17 protein-coding genes are annotated in these 16,344 nt (G+C 69.6%); 10 read left to right on the top strand and 7 right to left on the bottom strand.

Annotated features, from left to right (window positions below):
* Positions 1–45: 45 nt before the first annotated feature.
* Both SAM23877_RS40645 and SAM23877_RS36070 read left to right on the top strand, forming a co-directional pair.
* On the top strand, positions 46–810 hold the full coding sequence (locus tag SAM23877_RS40645; RefSeq protein WP_218922749.1) for a hypothetical protein: 765 nt from the start codon (positions 46–48) through the stop codon (positions 808–810).
* Between the two features lie 35 nt (positions 811–845).
* A complete protein-coding gene (locus SAM23877_RS36070) occupies positions 846–1,238 on the top strand; it encodes a hypothetical protein (protein WP_053125618.1) in 393 nt (130 codons plus the stop codon).
* 212 nt (positions 1,239–1,450) lie between these two features.
* Here the strand turns inward: SAM23877_RS36070 and SAM23877_RS41670 are convergent, their stop codons facing one another.
* Complete coding sequence (locus tag SAM23877_RS41670) at positions 1,451–1,969, bottom strand: transposase (RefSeq protein WP_159041945.1); 519 nt, start codon at positions 1,967–1,969, stop codon at positions 1,451–1,453.
* A gap of 196 nt (positions 1,970–2,165) precedes the next feature.
* Positions 2,166–2,390: a transposase gene (locus SAM23877_RS42270; protein ID WP_079029931.1), complete on the bottom strand. Its 225-nt coding sequence runs from the start codon at positions 2,388–2,390 to the stop codon at positions 2,166–2,168.
* Between the two features lie 221 nt (positions 2,391–2,611).
* On the opposite strand from SAM23877_RS42270, the gene SAM23877_RS36080 reads away from it, so the two are divergent.
* Both SAM23877_RS36080 and SAM23877_RS36085 read left to right on the top strand, forming a co-directional pair.
* The gene (locus SAM23877_RS36080) at positions 2,612–3,232 is read left to right on the top strand and encodes a GNAT family N-acetyltransferase (protein WP_244902869.1); all 621 of its coding nucleotides are present in this window, start codon (positions 2,612–2,614) and stop codon (positions 3,230–3,232) included.
* A gap of 193 nt (positions 3,233–3,425) precedes the next feature.
* Positions 3,426–3,890 carry a hypothetical protein gene (locus SAM23877_RS36085; RefSeq protein WP_053125610.1) on the top strand — a complete coding sequence of 155 codons (465 nt, stop codon included), beginning with the start codon at positions 3,426–3,428 and terminating at the stop codon, positions 3,888–3,890.
* A gap of 393 nt (positions 3,891–4,283) precedes the next feature.
* Here SAM23877_RS36085 and SAM23877_RS39490 read toward each other — a convergent pair whose 3' ends face one another.
* The 3 genes from SAM23877_RS39490 to SAM23877_RS36100 all read right to left on the bottom strand — a co-directional run bounded on the left by SAM23877_RS39490 (position 4,284) and on the right by SAM23877_RS36100 (position 6,479).
* The gene (locus SAM23877_RS39490) at positions 4,284–4,700 is read right to left on the bottom strand and encodes a carboxylesterase family protein (RefSeq protein ID WP_107408627.1); all 417 of its coding nucleotides are present in this window, start codon (positions 4,698–4,700) and stop codon (positions 4,284–4,286) included.
* 315 nt (positions 4,701–5,015) lie between these two features.
* Positions 5,016–5,927: a pyridoxamine 5'-phosphate oxidase family protein gene (locus SAM23877_RS36095; RefSeq protein WP_107408705.1), complete on the bottom strand. Its 912-nt coding sequence runs from the start codon at positions 5,925–5,927 to the stop codon at positions 5,016–5,018.
* 96 nt (positions 5,928–6,023) lie between these two features.
* Positions 6,024–6,479 carry a VOC family protein gene (locus SAM23877_RS36100; protein WP_053125604.1) on the bottom strand — a complete coding sequence of 152 codons (456 nt, stop codon included), beginning with the start codon at positions 6,477–6,479 and terminating at the stop codon, positions 6,024–6,026.
* A gap of 151 nt (positions 6,480–6,630) precedes the next feature.
* Between SAM23877_RS36100 and SAM23877_RS36105 the strand changes: the two genes are divergently transcribed.
* From SAM23877_RS36105 to SAM23877_RS36120, 3 genes are all read left to right on the top strand, one after another.
* Complete coding sequence (locus SAM23877_RS36105) at positions 6,631–7,203, top strand: CGNR zinc finger domain-containing protein (protein ID WP_053125602.1); 573 nt, start codon at positions 6,631–6,633, stop codon at positions 7,201–7,203.
* 570 nt (positions 7,204–7,773) lie between these two features.
* Positions 7,774–8,289: an NUDIX hydrolase gene (locus SAM23877_RS41675; protein ID WP_053125599.1), complete on the top strand. Its 516-nt coding sequence runs from the start codon at positions 7,774–7,776 to the stop codon at positions 8,287–8,289.
* Positions 8,290–9,169: 880 nt separating this feature from the next.
* Positions 9,170–9,556, top strand: a complete 387-nt coding sequence (locus SAM23877_RS36120) for a hypothetical protein (protein WP_053125584.1) — start codon at positions 9,170–9,172, stop codon at positions 9,554–9,556.
* A gap of 4 nt (positions 9,557–9,560) precedes the next feature.
* On the opposite strand, the gene SAM23877_RS36125 is transcribed toward SAM23877_RS36120, so the two are convergent.
* Positions 9,561–10,037, bottom strand: coding sequence for a hypothetical protein (locus tag SAM23877_RS36125; protein WP_244902867.1), 477 nt, complete (start codon positions 10,035–10,037; stop codon positions 9,561–9,563).
* Between the two features lie 376 nt (positions 10,038–10,413).
* Between SAM23877_RS36125 and SAM23877_RS41680 the strand changes: the two genes are divergently transcribed.
* A complete protein-coding gene (locus SAM23877_RS41680; protein WP_053125580.1) occupies positions 10,414–10,878 on the top strand; it encodes a DEAD/DEAH box helicase family protein in 465 nt (154 codons plus the stop codon).
* Positions 10,879–11,087: 209 nt separating this feature from the next.
* Here the strand turns inward: SAM23877_RS41680 and SAM23877_RS36135 are convergent, their stop codons facing one another.
* Positions 11,088–13,748: a DEAD/DEAH box helicase gene (locus tag SAM23877_RS36135; RefSeq protein WP_079029930.1), complete on the bottom strand. Its 2,661-nt coding sequence runs from the start codon at positions 13,746–13,748 to the stop codon at positions 11,088–11,090.
* Between the two features lie 713 nt (positions 13,749–14,461).
* Here SAM23877_RS36135 and SAM23877_RS36140 point away from each other — a divergent pair.
* Both SAM23877_RS36140 and SAM23877_RS36145 read left to right on the top strand, forming a co-directional pair.
* Entirely contained in the window at positions 14,462–14,758 is a 297-nt protein-coding gene (locus tag SAM23877_RS36140; protein WP_053141967.1) for a hypothetical protein, read from the top strand.
* Positions 14,759–14,865: 107 nt separating this feature from the next.
* Complete coding sequence (locus SAM23877_RS36145; RefSeq protein WP_159041943.1) at positions 14,866–15,027, top strand: hypothetical protein; 162 nt, start codon at positions 14,866–14,868, stop codon at positions 15,025–15,027.
* Positions 15,028–16,344: the final 1,317 nt, after the last annotated feature.

Consider the following 16,344-nt stretch of genomic DNA (forward strand, 5'->3'; position numbering starts at 1 on the left):
TCGCATCTGATGCGAGATTCTCGCGCTCGATGCGACCTACGGAGCGTGATGAAATTGGCGGCCAAGGATGGGTTGGCACCGGGGGCCGTGCGGCTGCATCTGGCCCACGGGGTACCGCTGTTGCGGCCGGAGGAGCAGGTCCTCGAGGCGATGTTGGACGGCTGGCGCAACCAGCAGCTGGCGCGGAACCTCGCGCTGTCCACCATCAACGGTCGGGAGCGGAAGGTGCGGGCGTTCGCCGCGCACGCGGATGCCTTTCCGTGGAGCTGGTCCTCGATGCTGGCGGACGAGTGGTTTGGTGACTTGCGGGCGGTCCGTGGCTGCGTCCGCTCGACGCTGCGCGGCTACCAGGTGGCGGCGCGTCTGTTCTGCGATTACGCCACCGACCCGGCCTACGGCTGGGCGGCTGAGTGTGAGCGCCGCTTCGGCACCCATCCGATCCAGGTGGGTCACGAGTGGAATACCGCCGTGCACATGCAGGAGTGCGAGACCGAGGCCCCGAAACGGGCCCTCACCCGAGATGAGTTACAGGCGTTCTTCGACCACGCCGACGACGAGGTGAGCCGGGTCCGCGGACGCGGCCGCAAGGGATGGCTGCCCGCTTTCCGCGACGCGATGCTCCTCAAGACTGCGTACGCCTACGGGTTGCGGCGCAACGAGACGCGGATGCTGGACACGGCCGACTTCGGCCGCAACCCGTCGGCCTGGCCCGGCGAGACGCCCTTGACGCCGGTATCCGTCTGCGGGACGGTCAGTGCGCCGCGCCCGGCTCCCGCCTCGGATACCGTGTCCCTCTACGGGGTGCCATAACGGATGTGACGCCCCCCACCGGAGGTCGTCAGCGTATGAGTTCAAAGCGCAGCAAGAATCCAGCCCTGCCCGTACTTGACGACGCATTCCGACTCGCGTCGGTCAAGGACGCCGAGGAGTCCACCCGTGACTTGGCCGCGCGGCTGGCCACCACCGAGCTGCGCCGCGTTTCCCACCCGGGCCGGGTCACCTGGGAGCCCACCGATCAGGCCGAGCCCGTGCCGGTCCCGCCGACGGTGGTCGACGGTGACGGGGACCTGTGGCTGCGGGACCGGGGCACTGGCACCTGGACCATGCCCGAGTTCAACCCGAAGGAGTTCCCGGCCCGCTGTGGCGAGGTGCTGACGTGGAACGAGCTTGCCCGCGAGTTCGGCCCGCTGACCGCACTGGCCGACGACCGCCGCATCGGCGGCGGCAGGCGTCGCTGACCGCGCAGCTCTGGGATGACCGCGCCCCTGAAGCGCCCTTTACGGGTAGTTGGGAGCTCCAGCTCACCGCCGAGCTCGACGATGGCGGCGAGCAGGTGAGCGTGGTGGTGGCGTGCGACGACCTCGGTGGACCAGCCGGGTAGCGGTCGGCCTTCAGTTGCCGTGGTGAACGCGCGGCCCAGCTCGCCGATCGACTGCTGCCAGTCGGCCAACTACCCGACCAGGCCGCACACCAGCTCATCGACGGCGGCCGCCGGGCCGGGGATCGAAGGCCCGCGCCTTCGTCCCGAGCGCCTGGACCCGCTCGGAGAGACCGACCAGTCCCGTGCCGTTGCCGACGGCCGGCTCGGACTGCGGTTGGCGGTCTGGTCGGCTTTCTCCGGGATGACGCCCCGGATCCGGCGTCGGCGCAGGTAGGCGCGGTTGGCGCGGGAGGAGTACGCCTTGTCGCCGGCGATCGCGTCCGGGCGGGCGCGGCGCCGGCCCGCCAGACCGCGGACCCTGATCTGCTCGACGACCGGGATGAAGCGGGGACTGTCGGCGGCCTGCCCGGGCGTGAGGATGAAGGACAACGGCCGACAGCGGTGTTCGGCCGCAAGGTGGGCCTTGGTGGTCAGCCCGCCGCCCAAGCGCCCCAGCTCGGCCGCGCGAAGCCGGGCCCTGCGGCGGCGGCGCACGCGGCGGCGTTCCTCGTGAGTCGCGTCGTCCGTCTCGTCGGCCGGGTTGGGCACCGCCAATAACGGTTCGTTTTGCCCCTTTGGTGAAGCCCCTTTTGCTCCGCGACGGCCTTCTCCAGGTTCCGCGGCAACTCCGGGTCGACGACCATCCCGGCCGCGTGGTGGTGCGCGCGGGCTACCGTGGAGTCCACGCTGACCAGGCTGAGGTCGACCTGCCCTCGCGTTGCGGCCTCGGCGATCATCCCGTCCATCAATGCCTGGAAGGTTCAGCCGCCGCCCACAGCTGGAACCGACCGTAGACGGTCGACCAGGATCCGTAGCGCTCAGGGACGTCCCGCCACGGCCTCCCAGTCCGGTACCGCCACATCACCGCATCGAAGTGTCGGCGCAGGTCAGGGATTGGCCCGCGCTCACCCAGCGGCAAGAACGGCTCCCCCAACTCCCATTCGGCATCGCTCAGATCACCACGCGTCACACCACCGTTCTACCGGGCCGCGATCGCCCGGCGTCGGCGACCTGAACTCGGAACAGTCCCAGTGGCTACCCGTGGCAATCGCTCGTGGTCCTTGGCCAAGCGACCTGCTCCTATGGTGAATCCTGCGTCTGTTGCGTAAGGTTCATTGCGCACTATCACCTATTACCATTCAGGCGGGGCGGGCGGCGATGCCGGACACCAGGATCAGTGAACTTGTGCGGATGTGGATCAACGGCTGGGTCGTCTCCCGCGGCAGCTCGGACCCGGTCGACGAGCCGTGGGGGTGGACGATCGACGTCGGGCAGCCCAAACACGTTGCCCGACACGTGCTGCCGGAGCCCTCCGAGGCCGATGTGCGCAAGATCGTCGCCGGGACGAGCGCGCCCGGGACGTGGCTGAAGCTGTTCGCCGAGCATCAGGCGGTCCTGCCCTGGGTCGGGCCGGGCTGGCGGCGCGACAGCCCCGGTTTTCTGATGACCTGCCATCTAGTGCCAGAGCGCCATGAGGTGCCGGCCGGTTACACGCTCACCAGTTGGACCCGGGGCGGCGTCAGCCGAGTACTGGTCCGCACGCGCGCCGGGCACTTCGCCGCCCGTGGACAGATCGCCCAGGCAGGCGCCCATGTCGTGGTCGACCAGGTCGAGACCGCCGCCGAGCACCGGCGCAAGGGCCTCGGCGGCCTGGTGATGCGCACGCTGCAGAGCGCCGCGTACGAGACCGGCGCAAAGACTGGCCTCCTGGTCGGCACGCCCGAGGGTCGGGCGCTTTACTCCTCACTGGGCTGGACCATGCGCTCCCCGATGACGAGCCTCTGGTACGAGCCATCGGATGCTGCCCAGTGACCTGAAGATGACACCACTGGCCCACCTCGCCGGACTCCACCTACGCGGTGCCATCCCGTGGCTCCGCAGCCTCCAACCCACCACGTGATCTGAACTCAGAACAGTCCCTAGCCCTGGAGCGCGGCCGTAACTGACGCGGAGACGCCGTGCGCCTCCGCGTCAGTCCCTCCCCCTCGAAAGGACGCACCACCTGATGTGGCCTTCGGTCATCGCCGTACTCGGAACCCTCGCCGGCGCCCTGACGGCAGGACTCCTCCAACACCGCACAGCACGCACGGACCGCGCAGAACAGCGCGCCGACAGCCACCGCCAGGACCAGCTCGCCGCCGTCACCGAGTTCGCGGCCGCTCTGGACGCACACCGGTCGGCCATGTTCCACCGCGAACGGCTGGCACTGAACGAGGCCGACAGCGAGCAGCAACTGGGAGCCCAGACCAAGAGCAACGACACCCGGGCGGCCATCACCGCGCCGCACATCCGCCTCCAGGTCCTGCTCCCCGAGCTGGCCGGTGCCGCCCAGCAGGCCGCAGACGCCACGTACGCGCTGCGCCATGCCACCGACCGCCCCGTGCTGGACGCCCGCCGACAGGCAGCCAAGGAAGCCACCGGAAGCTTCATCTCCGAGGCCGCCACGCTGCTGAAGCCCAGCCCCCGCTGAGTACCTGCTTTCACTCTTGAGTGGCACGTGAGCATCGAGGCCACCGTGCTCCCGTTCCTCTCGCAGGCGCCTGTCATCCTGGGCCGGTGCATGTTGGTCGAACAGGCTGGCGTGGAGGGGTGCGCTTGAGCTGGGCCGTCTTGTTTGGATGGCACATCACCGAGGTCCCGGAACTCAAGATCCCCTTCCCCGGGGTGTGGGAGATCTCCTACCACGCCCGCTCGGCAACCAGCGGGACGCCGGGTGGGGCTCGCGCGAGCCCCACACCGTTGGCCCTCGCTGGGGACTTCGGATCCTTCGTCGAGGGCCTTACTTCCGCCAGCGATTTCGACTGAAGCGCCACCGCGAGACATTCGGCTGACCTCGCGAGCAGCAGGACAGTTCCCGCCCACGTCACGGCAAGGCGAACGTTGCCTGATGCGGCACTGGCTTCCGTGGGTGTTGCGCGACACGCGACGACAAACGGTGACGCGTTCTCTCAGGTTGCACCTGAACGATGGAAGGCGAAGAACGCTCCGGTCCGTATCGCGTTCGGGCCTCGCCGGTGCTCGCGGCTTCTTCCAGCAGGGCGGCCATCGCCGGGTGGTAGCCGAGCTGCGGTGCGGCGGGCCCGGGGGTGAGCGCGGTGTGCATCCCGGCCCACGGCTGTGGCGGTTCGGACCGCACGAAGCGCCGTGGGCCGAACGGCGGGGCCACGTAGGGGGTCCTCAGGAACGCCGCCACCTGGCCTTTCCGCTGCCCGCGGAGGGTGCTGCCAGGGTGGGAACGGTGACGTGCGTGGGGCCTTGCACCGTGATTTTGTCCGGTCAGCCTGTCCGGCCGCCCTGGGCGCGGACAAGTCGTTTTCGCACGGCCGACGCCGGCTGGACAACTCGCACCGGACTGGCCCGGTCTGTCGTGCTCCGGACGGCCGGCGGCCCTCCGCCATCCGGTTCCGCCCTCGCCGGCCCGTCCGGAACCGCGTCATCGGGGTGAGTGGATGGCCGGATGCAGGGTGAGGAGGACGCGTGGGGTGCCGCTCGCCCACGCCGTCGAGGTGGGCACTGCGATTCGGCCGCCGTGTAGCGGGTCAGCCGGCACTGACAGCGGCCGGGGCCGTGCGGGCGGGCGGTCCGCCGCGCGAGGTCAGCGGACCGGCGGGTTGTAGCGGGAGTAGCCGGGCTCGCCCCAGCGCAGCGGGGACGCGCCGGACACCTCGTGCACCGCCTCGACGCAGAACTCCACGAGCCGCTGCGCCCCCGGTGTGCGTGCGATCTCCTCGGCGTCCCAGACGGTCCGGGCCGTCCCGGACAGATGGAGGGCGGTGCCCGTCTCCCAGTCCGGTACGAGGATGCCCGCCGCCGGGTTGACGTGCAGGTTGCCCAGCGTCAGGAACATCGCGTTACCCGTGTAGTCGGGCCAGCGCAGCAGGGTGGCGGAGAGGACCTGGACGAACCCCGGGTTGCCGCCGCGGTGCGAGGCGTCGACGTGACCCGTGTCGGACGCGGTGGTGACGAAGAACGTGTCGGCCCGCCCTACCGCCGCGCGTTGCGCGGCGTCCAGCGCGCGCCCCGTGGTCGCGCGGCGGAGCACCGGCCCGTCCGCGTCCGCCGGGCGGTGGTCGCGTTGCTGGATGTATTTCGGGCAGTTGGAGACGACCTGGTCGAGGGTGACGCGCAGTCCGGTGCCGTCCCGGTCGGCGCGGCCGTTGATCCGCATTCTGCGTCGTGTGGCGGGCTCGATGGCGATCATCCCCACCGGCAGGGACCGTGCCGCGCCGAGGACACCGGCGAGGGGGTCCTCCGGGACGGGCAGTGCATCGATGACCAGGCTGCGCGGGTCGGGGACGCGGAGGAAACCGGGTTCCCCGGTGAGGTGGGTGGCCCAGAGCCGGCCCCCCGGGTCGGCGGCGCCCACCACGATCAGGGGTCGCTCGGCCAGGAATTGTCGGGCGACGGGCGGTACTTCGGCGCGGACGGCGCGGAGCGCCGAAGCGGCCCGCAAGGCGAGGCCGGCCCGCTCCTGCACCGCGAGTTCGCCGGCGTGATAGGTGGCCACGGCGTGCTCCTTCTCGTACATCGGGACAGGGCAGGCGGCGCTCCCGCCCGGCGGGTCTCCCGTCCGGGCGGGAGCGCCGGGGGCGAGCGTCGCGGGCTAGAAGAAGCCGCAGGTCGGAGCGTTCTCGGTCGGGGCGTGAGCGGGGTTTGCGCCGGTCGGCGCGTAGATCTCCAGGCGGGTGCCGTCGGGGTCGGTGAAGAAGATGCCGCCGGAACTGGTGTTCTCGCCGTGCGGGACGACACCGTCGTAGGCGAACCCGGCGCCCAGCCGGCGCAGCACCTCCTCGATGTCCTTGACCTCCTCGACGGTGTCGACCTGGAAGGAGAGGTGGTGCAGCCCGGGCCGGTCGGTGGCGAACGCGCCCTCGCTCTGCTGCCACAGCGTGACGACCAGGCGCTCGTCCCGGCCGAGGAACGCCCAGCGGCGGCCGTCCTCCTTGCCCTGGGCCAGCACCTCGAAGCCGAAGACCTCGCAGTAGAAGGCGAGCGAGCGGTCGAGGTCGGTGACATTCAGCCCGATGTGACCGGTCTGCAGGTTCTTCGCCTTGCCCATGGTCGATCAACCGCCTTCGTCAGGGGCCACGAGATCACCTCGTAACCATTGAAGTGGATATTAAAAGTTAGAACGAAGGGCAGTCAACCGGTGACCATGGAATGACCGGTTATCGTGGGTGGGGTGCCGCCGCGACGAAGGGACCCGCACCATGCCGTCACCCGCCGAGCCCGACCCGAGGCCGCTGACCGGCGAACCGCTCGCCATCGACCTGCTCAACACGCGCTGGATCGACGCCACGGGCCGGCACGACCTCCTCGACTCCCTGGACGGAACAGCACTGTGGCTGAATACGCCCCTGGTCCGCGACGCCCTCGGCGGCGCCCGCGTCCCGGCCGGCCGTGACACGCAGGAGCGACTACGTCAGGCCCGCGCCGCGCTCGACGAGGCGGTCGCCGACCCAGCGCACCCGACGCCCGCCGCCGTCACGGCCGTCAACGACGTGCTCGCCCACGGCCGGCTGCGGCAGGTCCTGGGCCCCGGCGGACCGGCCACCATGCCCGAGGTGGCCAATCCGGCCTGGCTGCCGGGCTGGGCCGCGGTCACCGACTTCCTGCGCCTGATGGCCGACCGCCCGGATCGCATCCGCGCCTGCGGCAACCCGCAGTGCGTGCTGCACTTCTACGACGTGTCCAAGAACGGCACCCGCCGCTGGTGCTCGATGTCCGGCTGCGGCAACCGCGCCAAGGCACAACGCCATTACGCCCGCCACCGCCGCGAATGAGCCGGCGCTTCCGCGCACCGCGGAAGCACCGGCCGCTGTGGGCCCGTCCGACGGCACCCGCCCCGCGGCCGGCCACGACGGCCGGCACCGGACCGGCGGGCGGACGGCGACCCGGCAGGTGTGCGCCCCGGCGCCGATGAGACCGCTTCTTCGGGCCTGGCGCTCGCTTGAGCAGGCTCATCAGTGACTTCCTCGCCCGGGCACTGAGAGCCCCGACGGCGTCAGCCGGCCGGCACGCTTACTGCAATCACCGCGCTCGAAACGGCGGGGAACAAGCGGCCCGTGAGGCGCTCGCCGAGCGCGTGCAGCACCTCCGCAAGGACTTCCACCTCACCGGAAAGAGACCGGCACTCGTCGAGACCACCCGCGTCCGCGACGGCCGGGCCTTGCGACGAGGAGCCGTCCCGTGCCGGTCGGCGATGCGCCGAACTCACCGCCGCGAGGACTCATGATCAGCAGCTTTTCTTAGAGCCAGTAACGGCTTGTGCGACTCGCGTGCTGCATCATCTGCCTGTGCCGCTTGGCCAAGGGCAGCCACCGGACCCCGCCCACCGAAGGAGGGACGCCTCAGTGACGTTCGCCGAACCGTTCGCCCACATCAAGATCCGCGTGGCCGCGGCTCTGTTCAACGGCGACGAGATCGCCCTCATCCACCGCACCAAGAACGGCCAAGACCAGTACACCCTGCCGGGCGGCAACGTCGAACCCGGCGAACCCATCCCACACGCCCTCGCACGCGAACTCGACGAAGAACTGGGCCTGAACCTCGCAGACGCAAGCAGCGCCCCACAGCTGACCTGGATACAGGACGCCATGGTCACCCGCCCCGGCAGCACCCCACCCCGCAAACTCCACCTCGTCTTCCGCGTGCACATCGCAGCCCCCATTCGGGCCCGCTTGCACACCGTCGAACATGACGACATGGCTGGCGTCGGCCACCTTACCTGGAGCCACTACAAGGACGCTGCCAACAAGGCTCTGTTCCCACCAGTCCCGCTCGCCGAACTCGCCGCTCCCACCGCGCCGCTCGACGCCGCCCAGTCCCTCCTGCCGGCCCTGGACGACACCAACTACAACTGGATTTGACCCGCCCCGGATGACGCAGACGCATTGCGGCGGCGATTGAATGCCCTGGTGAGTGACTACTGGACGCCTGCCTATCACGCGGTGGAACACGAGGATGCAGAGGCTGGCCCGGTTGCTGGCCGAGGGTGCCGATCCAAATGAGGTGTCGACAGTCGGCGAGCAGTAAGAATCCTCTGGTCTGGCAAGTCACCTAATGGACGAAAGCGGGGGTCGGGCAGGGTGCGCCCTCCGCTGCATGTCTGAATGCGGATACTTCCATCGTGCCCCGGGGCATGGATAGATGCTCCGCGCAGGCCGCTCCGGCGTCTCACACCCGATGACGGTGAACGAGATGGTCATCGCGCTGATCCGCCCGAAACCGAACCTGGCCCGGGTTGTGGGGGAGCCGGCCGAAGCGGTCGCGGCGCACAGGCCGCTGTGCACGCACCTGACGGGATCGGCACCCTCGCCTCCTACGCCACCGAGGTCGCGCTCCCGGTGAAGGGGCACCTGGAAGAACCCCGCTATCGGCAGCGCCCGCGCCGACGTCGTCCTGACCGCCCCGGAGGCCGGCGTGCCCTTGTTGTTCCTCGAGGTGGACAACTGCACCGAGGACGCCGTCCTCATCGCCGCGCAGTTCGACAAGTACGCCCGGTTCTTCCTGCGGCAGGAGAGGGATACCGAGGTATCGAGAAGCCGGTGTGGCGCACCCGCTGGTCCGCACCCGCGTCCGATGAGTACGAGCGGGTGCACCCTCCGGTCCTGCTCGTCTTCCACCAGGCCGGCCAGCGCTCCGCCAAGAGGCAGATGGCCAGGGTCGCCGACTTCACCCGCCACCACTGGCAAGGACGGTGGCATCCCGAAGGCGGCTATCACTCCCTACGACCGCTGCATCCCGATCGTGGCGACCACGCTTCAGCAGCTGCGCGAACACGGTCCGGCCGGGCCCGCCTTCTGGCGCTTCGGCCGTGACCACCACCAGCCACTGCTGGACGCGATCGGCAATGCCCGCCGCGATGCCTACCTCGCCCGCCGCCAGGCAGCCCGGGAAGAACAGCGGCGCCGTGAGGAACGGGAAGCCGCGCAGCGCGAAGCGCGGCGGCCGGTGTGCAGGGACTGCGGACAGAAGTTCACCGACGACCGCTGGGAGGCAGTCGGCTCCAACCCGGGCTGGGGCAATCGCCAGTCGCACCCGCACCTGTGCGAGAACTGCCAGGATCGCGCCGTCGCAGCACAAGCGCAAGCCGAAGCCGACGAACGCGCGCCGTACCGTCGCCTCGGATGGTGACGGATCAGCCGCACCGGATCGGCCCGGTGTCCAGATGGTATTTCGCTCCGCCTCGGACCAGGGAGCCGCTCAGGCTGATGCACTGTCCCGTCGCGTTGAACCAGGTGTAGATGGGGCCGGCGTAGTAGCGATAGTTCTCCGGGTGCTCCTTCGGCGGATCGATGGCGTAGTCACCGCCCTCGTCGAAGATCGCCAGGGTGATGTTGGAGGCGAGCCCGTCGTAAGGGCTGGACCAGAACTTCGCACAGTTGCGCTTGGTGGAGCCGTTCCAGTAGGTCCGCGCGTAACCGCCGCCATTGCGGCCGGTCGGCCCCTTGGCCCAGTACGTCTTGCCGTCCCAGCTGCCGGTGCACTCCTCGGCAGCGGGAGCCGGTGCCGGAGCCGCCTGCGCGGTGGGGGCAGCGACCAGGCCGAGGAGGAGCGTCATGACTCCCACACCCAGCAACTGCGGCTTGCCTAGCCTTCTCGTCGAACGCTTCATCCGTGTCTCCCCGCGGTCGGACGCCCTCGCCCTGGTGAGGCGAAGCCGTAGTCGGCATGCTCCGGCACATAAGAGGGCTGAGTCCGATGTTTCAGGAAATCTCGTACACAATGTCCGATTCCCGACCCTGGCACGCGATGATGAGGTCGCTCCTCCTCGATCCCCGGACCGATGGACCATCAGCTCCTCTTCAGGTCCGGACAGGGCCATCGGGGTGTGCCGGTCCGGCCGACGGCGAGATGTGGGAGGCACTGGCTCAGGCGGGCGGGAACGTCGCGGCGCTGCACCGGCATCGAAGGCGCCGGGGGCGAGGTGCCCTCCCTGGCGTCGTTGCACCGGGAGCTTGCCGGCAGGGGAGAACGGTGCTCCGGCAGGTGTGGCGTTGCCTGAGGGCGCGCAGCTGGTGGGGACGTCGTCGGTGCGGACGGTGAGCGAGGCGGTCGGGCAGGCGATGGCCACCCAGGACGCGGTATGTCTGTTCGGCGACCCGGGCCGGGGCAAGACCGCCGCTGCGCGGATGGCGCTCAGCGGCGGTACCCCCGGGCTGGAAGGCGGCAAGGGCCTGGTGCTTCAGCGTCGACACGTCCCCGCCCGTGCGCGGAGCAGCATCGCCGCGTTGTTCTGCCGGGCTCACTCCCATCCCCAGTCGGTGAGGAAGTCGGGATGGTGTCGCCATCGCTGCGCGATGGTGGTGAGCGTGTCCCACGCGCCGGCGAGGGCGGGCTCGTTGCCCCCACTCGCGGTATGCCCGTACCTGACCCAGCAGTACGCGTACCGCGTTGTTGAGTGCCTGTACAGCCAGGTCCGTGTCGGAGTTCTCAGGGCGGTTCAGCAGCAGTAGGTCTGTGCGGGAGAAGAGGAACCGGGCCAGTTCCTCGAAGCGTTCCTCTGAGTACTCCTCGTCGGGCCGCTTCGCTTCCTCGCCCCGCTCGTCCACGGCCAGATCCCTTTCCTACGCATGCTTCTCGGCACGCGATGATACGGGGCAGCATCTCGCCGCTTCACTGTCTTCCCAGCCCAGCGATCTGCCAGGACAGCCTCCAGACTCAACTACGCCCACTCCACCCCCAGCTCCCGCAGAGCGTCGATCTGCTCCGCGCTGAGCCTGTCGCGTCTGGCGCGGGTGTTCGATACCCATACGCCGAGCTTCGTCTCGGTCCCGTCAGGCAAAAACTCGACCGCTTTCCGCGGTACCGGACGGTTCGCACCCTCCCGCTCGACCCACTGCGCCAGGGCGGCCAGCCCACGCCGGAACGCCTGCTGGGCCTTGGTCGGCCCCTTCGCCGCGCCCTTGCCCGCCGGGGCGGGAGGTGGTGCCAGAGCGGGGTGCACGCCCAGCTTCGACAGCCGCTCCTGCTGCTCGGGGGACAGCTGTTTCCAGGCCGCTGGCCGGGTCTGTCGCTTCAGCCACCGCCCGATGTCGTCGCCGTCCATCAGTACGCCGGGTGCGATGTCGGGCAGCACCCCGCCAGGCTCGTCCTCCGCCAGGTCGGCGAGATGGCGGTAGTGACGCTGCCAGTCGAGCGACCAGGGACAGTTCCAGTCGCGGTCGATCGCCGCCAGCTGCGCCGCGCGCTCAGCCGCCCGCTTGTGGTCCTTGCCCAGGCCGTCTGTGCGGCGGAGGTTGGCCATGTGCTGCCCGACGGGGACGAGTTCGCCTTCGGCGTCTCCCCAGACCGCGTCCTGCCTGGGCGCGAGGTGTCCGGTGGCCCGGCGGTAGGAGCGCAGCGCCGCCAGCTTCTTCTCCCAGGCCTCTTCGCCGGGCTCCCAGACCATGCCCGCCTCGGGGGCGTCGAGGAGCTTCTTGCGGCGCGGTTCGAGCTCCCCGGCCCGTAGCGCTTTGCGCTGCTGGTGGACCCATCGGCCCAGCGGAAAGGCCCTCGTGACGCCGACCTCGGTCTCCGTGTCGTATGGGATGGCGTAGAGCCCGGTGATCTCATGTTCCTTTCGCCAGCGCAGCAGGGCTTGGTAGCCCTCCAGCCAGACCAGCGATTCGGGCCGGTAGACCCGGGTACGCAGGAACGCCGCGATGGTCGCCGGGTCGCGTGGCGTGGAGAAGTGCAGGAGCGCGGACTCGACCGCACCGTCGACGCCGGCCTGCTCCTGGACCTCGCCGTGGGCCGCGATGATCTGCCCGTCCTCGTCGCGCTGGAGGTGGGTCTTGCGTTCGCCGCTGGCGAGGGCACGGGAGGCGAGCTGCTCCACCAGACGCTCATCATGGCTACGCAGGCCCTGGAGGACGACCACGAGCGGCTTGAAGCTCGCGGAGGCGACCATGTCGGTGGGGTCTTCGCCGGGCTCGAGGAAGACGGGCACGATGATCCGCGCGACCTTCGTGGACCCATCCTTGTTGAGCCGCAGGGCCCGGCCGATGTTCTGCACGATCTCCACCTGCGAACCGCGGGTGTCCGCGAAGCACACGGCCTCCACGCCCCGCTCGCCGGTGATGTCGACGCCTTCCCCGAGGACGCGGCAGCTGGCGAGGAACGCCCGGTGCACGCGCCGGCCCTCTGCGTCGATGCCGTTGGCGAACTGCCTGAGCACCTCGCGTCGCTCGGTGACGAGGTGGTCCCCGCACAGCCACGCCGACCACACCCGCTCGGGCGGTACGTGCCGTCCGGCCTCCAGCTCGTACAGCCGGGCGCCGATCGACGACGCGGGCAGCTCCGCCACCTTCTCCTCCACCTTCGCCAGCTCCTCAGCCGACATCTGGCCCGCATACAGCTCGGCTGCCGTCTTCGGCAGCTTCTGCGCGAACGCGGCGGCCTCCTCGACCTTCTGGTGGAACGTCATGACCGTACGCAGGTTGTACGCCGCAGCGTGCTCCAAAAGTGCGGTCTGCAGCAGCGCCAGGCGCCGGCCCCGCCGCGCCTCCTCGGAATCCCCGGCGACGGGGGAGGGGTCGCGGATCTCGAGGACATCGATCTCGAATCCAGCGAGGATGCCCCGCTCGATGGCCTCCGAGAGCCCGAGCTCGGCGCCGGGGAGCCAGGCTCCGAAGGTGCCGTACGGGTCGTCGGTCATGCTCGCGAGCTCCACCTCCTGGCCGGCCGCGCCCCTCTGCGGGCGGGGCGAGGCGAGGATCCGCGGGGTGGCGGTCAGGTAGAGCCGGTAGTCCGCAGGGATGCGGGCGTTGTCGTGGATCACCGCCCACGGCCGACCAAGATCACCAGCGGTGCCGTGCGCCTCGTCCACGATGGCCAGGTCGAAACCGCCCAGGCGCTGGCCGTAGAGCCGTTCCCCGCCCGCCAGAGCAGCTTCCAGTGGCCCGCGAAACGTCCGCTGGCCCGTCGGGTCCTCCGGGTCCTCGCGGTCCACCAGCGAGGCATAGGTGGCGAACACGACCACGGGCCCGGACCCGGCCCACAGCGCGAGCTGGATCGGATTCGTAGTGGTACGCACACCCAGCGAGCCCAGCACCGGGTCATTCTCCAGCGAACACACCGCCACCATCGGCGCCCGGTGGCCCACCGCCCGCCACGCCTGGGCGGTCTGTGCGAGCAGGTCCAGGGTGGGCACAGTCACCAGGATCCGCCCGCCCGCGAAGCACTCCAGCGCGCTCGCGGCAGCCATGATCGTCTTGCCGGATCCGGTGGCGGACACGATCGTGCCCCGCATCCCTTCCGGGGGAACAGATGATCTTGCAGAAAATCCGACCCATTCCCGGATGCTCTGTTTCTGTTCCACCTGGTGTTCTCGGAGCTGGATCAAAAGATTTCCCCCGGTTCGGGAAGGACCTGCTGGACGGACGTGATCCGGTAGTTACTGCCTTGGTTGAGACCGTCGTCTCCTTTGTGGATGCCCCGCGCCCGTCGGCCTGCTTCGTCGGGGGAGGCGGCCATCAGGTGGACGGTGGAGGCATGGAAGTCCGGACGGCAGCGGCCGGCGTGCACCGGGTATCGACCCGGTAGACACGATGCCGCGCAATCTCCAAAGCTGCGCTCCCGGACCGCTCAGCCTCGGCCCCGTCTGTCACCAACCGCTGCAGACGCTGCTCTTCATAGCGGACTGCACGCAAGTCCTGAGAGGGCACGTACGCGACCACCTGCTCTCTCCATGAGCTGGGCGATCCGTTCCCACTGCAGGCGCCGCAGGTCCGCGATGAACAACTCGCTCAAATGATGCGGTTCCGTAGGGCGCAGCCGCGCACGCCCGACACGTTCCTGCGCGAGGCGTACCTGCACGGACACCTGGTGACGATCGAGTCCAGCGGCTTGTGCTATCACCCCGGCCCGGGCAAGTTCACACGGAAGGTACTCGTAGACCACCACGCGCACCACTTCCTACCGAATGTCCCCCCATTACGCCAATACTACATGCTGCATCACATTGAGAGGCAGACTAGCGACACCCCTCGACAGATCCCCTCCACGAGACTTCATCCGACCCTGATGGGCATCACGCATCGGGGTACACGGTGCCGCATGGCACCGAAGACCGAACGCATCCAGTTCCTGCGGGCCGAGCGCCAACTGCGCCGCATCCGCTCCTTCTACGCAGCAGCCATGGCGCTGTGGGCAGGGTCCGCGGCCTGGACTGGCTGGCAGGCACCCGGGAGCCGACAGATGTGGGTGTCCGTCCTCCTCCTGGCCGTCTTCACCGTTCTCCTGGCCACCGCGAGCCTGTCCCTGCGGCGCCTCGCCGTCCCCGCGACCGGCCGGCCCGCGCATTACGCCGCCCCGCACAAGGCGCCGGCCACCCGCCGTCACGCCCCCGCCTGAAGCCCCGTCACCCTGCTGGCATGAATCCCGGGTAACTGGTCGGCATGCAGACACGGGAGCGGTCAGTCGAGTGGTGGTCTCGACGTTGGGTGCGCTGGGCGATTGTTGTGGCCGTCTACGGGGCGGCCGCGGTGGTGTGGCGCACTGTTACAGGCAGAACGTGGCTCGACGCGCTCGCCTTCGCGGTTCTCGTGGCCGTGGTCAACGTGGTGGTGCAGTGGGTGGCGAACCGGGCCAAGAGGAAAGCAGCAGCGCGCGACGGTCAGTGAGCCAACCCCTCAGTGCAGGGGTTCCCTTCCCGGACCGCAGGCCGGCCCGTTAGCAGCAGTGGGCTCGGCCGGTGGCTGGAGCGCAGCAGAGGCCACCTAGCAGGCGTTCACCTGGACGGTGTCCTCCGTTACTTGCTCCGGGGCCGGGGCAACCGGCCTTCATGAGTCCCAATGCGGTAGTGCAGGCTGCCACGGACAGTGATGGCAGCAGCCCGGTATTCGTCCTGGTCTTGTGCTTCTTTCTGGTCATGGGGGTGATCCAAGTCGTACGCCCCCAACTGCTCTGGAAGGCCAACGCACGCCTCCAGAGAGGCTGGGTGAAGAACCACGAGGCGACCGAGCCCACAAGCAAGGGTTACGCAAATGAACCGGGCGGTCGGAGTAATCTTCCTGGGACTCGTCATATGGATGCTGATCCAGCAGCTCTAGCCCACACCCGACCTCCCCTGTAGCGGTTCGGTCGGCAGGCCTGTTCGGCAGCGACCCCGCGGCAGCAGGGCCGACCCCTTGATGTCCCATAGCGCTCTGGATGTCATGAGTCGTTGTACTCATGCGTGGTGGTCTTCCCGCGCGTCACACTGCCTTGGCCGTGACAGACCATCAGGAGGGGCAGGCGTGATGAGTGCGCGTAGGACCGTAGCAGTGGCGTTGTTGGCGGCTTTCGGGGCGGTGGGCGCAGGGGCGGTGCCAGCCGCGGCGGATGGTGGTCTTCTTCCTCATCCCGGGCCTGAGGGTTTGGTGTGGGTGCCGGAGTGGACGGGTGATGGCGGGGTCGCGTCCGGTGGGGCATGGGAAGGGCTGCCGACCGTGCTCACGGTCGCCTGTGAAGGCGGAGGCAGTGTGGCGGTGACGATGGAATCGCAGCAGGCACGCGTGGCTGAGTTTTCGGTGGACTGTCCTGCCGGCAGAGCGGGTGTGGGCTCGGTGACCATGGACCCCGGGGTCGTGCAGCGAGGTTCTTTCACTGTGGGCGTTGACGCCTCGGATGACAGTGTCCGCTGGGCTCTGACTGTGACCCAGCCCGAGTAGAACCGGCCCACCCAGCACCCTCTCCTCGCTGCCCGGGCCGCAGGCCCGTTGCCGTGCCCGCGCAGCGGGTGCGGTTGGGTGGCTGGAGCGCAGCGGAGGCCACCCCATCGGGGCCGTAGGCCCCGCGCTCCGGGAGCGCAGCGGACGGAGCGTCACCGGCCCGGCGCAGCCGGGCCGGTGGGCGGGACGCGCAGCGTCCCGCTCCGCTCACGCGGAGCGTGAGCGCAACACCCGCGCGCAGCGCGGGTGTTCGCTTGCACATCGCGCAGCGATGTGGTACCCGCTCCG

The organism is Streptomyces ambofaciens ATCC 23877 (assembly GCF_001267885.1).
Taxonomy (GTDB): Bacteria; Actinomycetota; Actinomycetes; order Streptomycetales; family Streptomycetaceae; genus Streptomyces; species Streptomyces ambofaciens.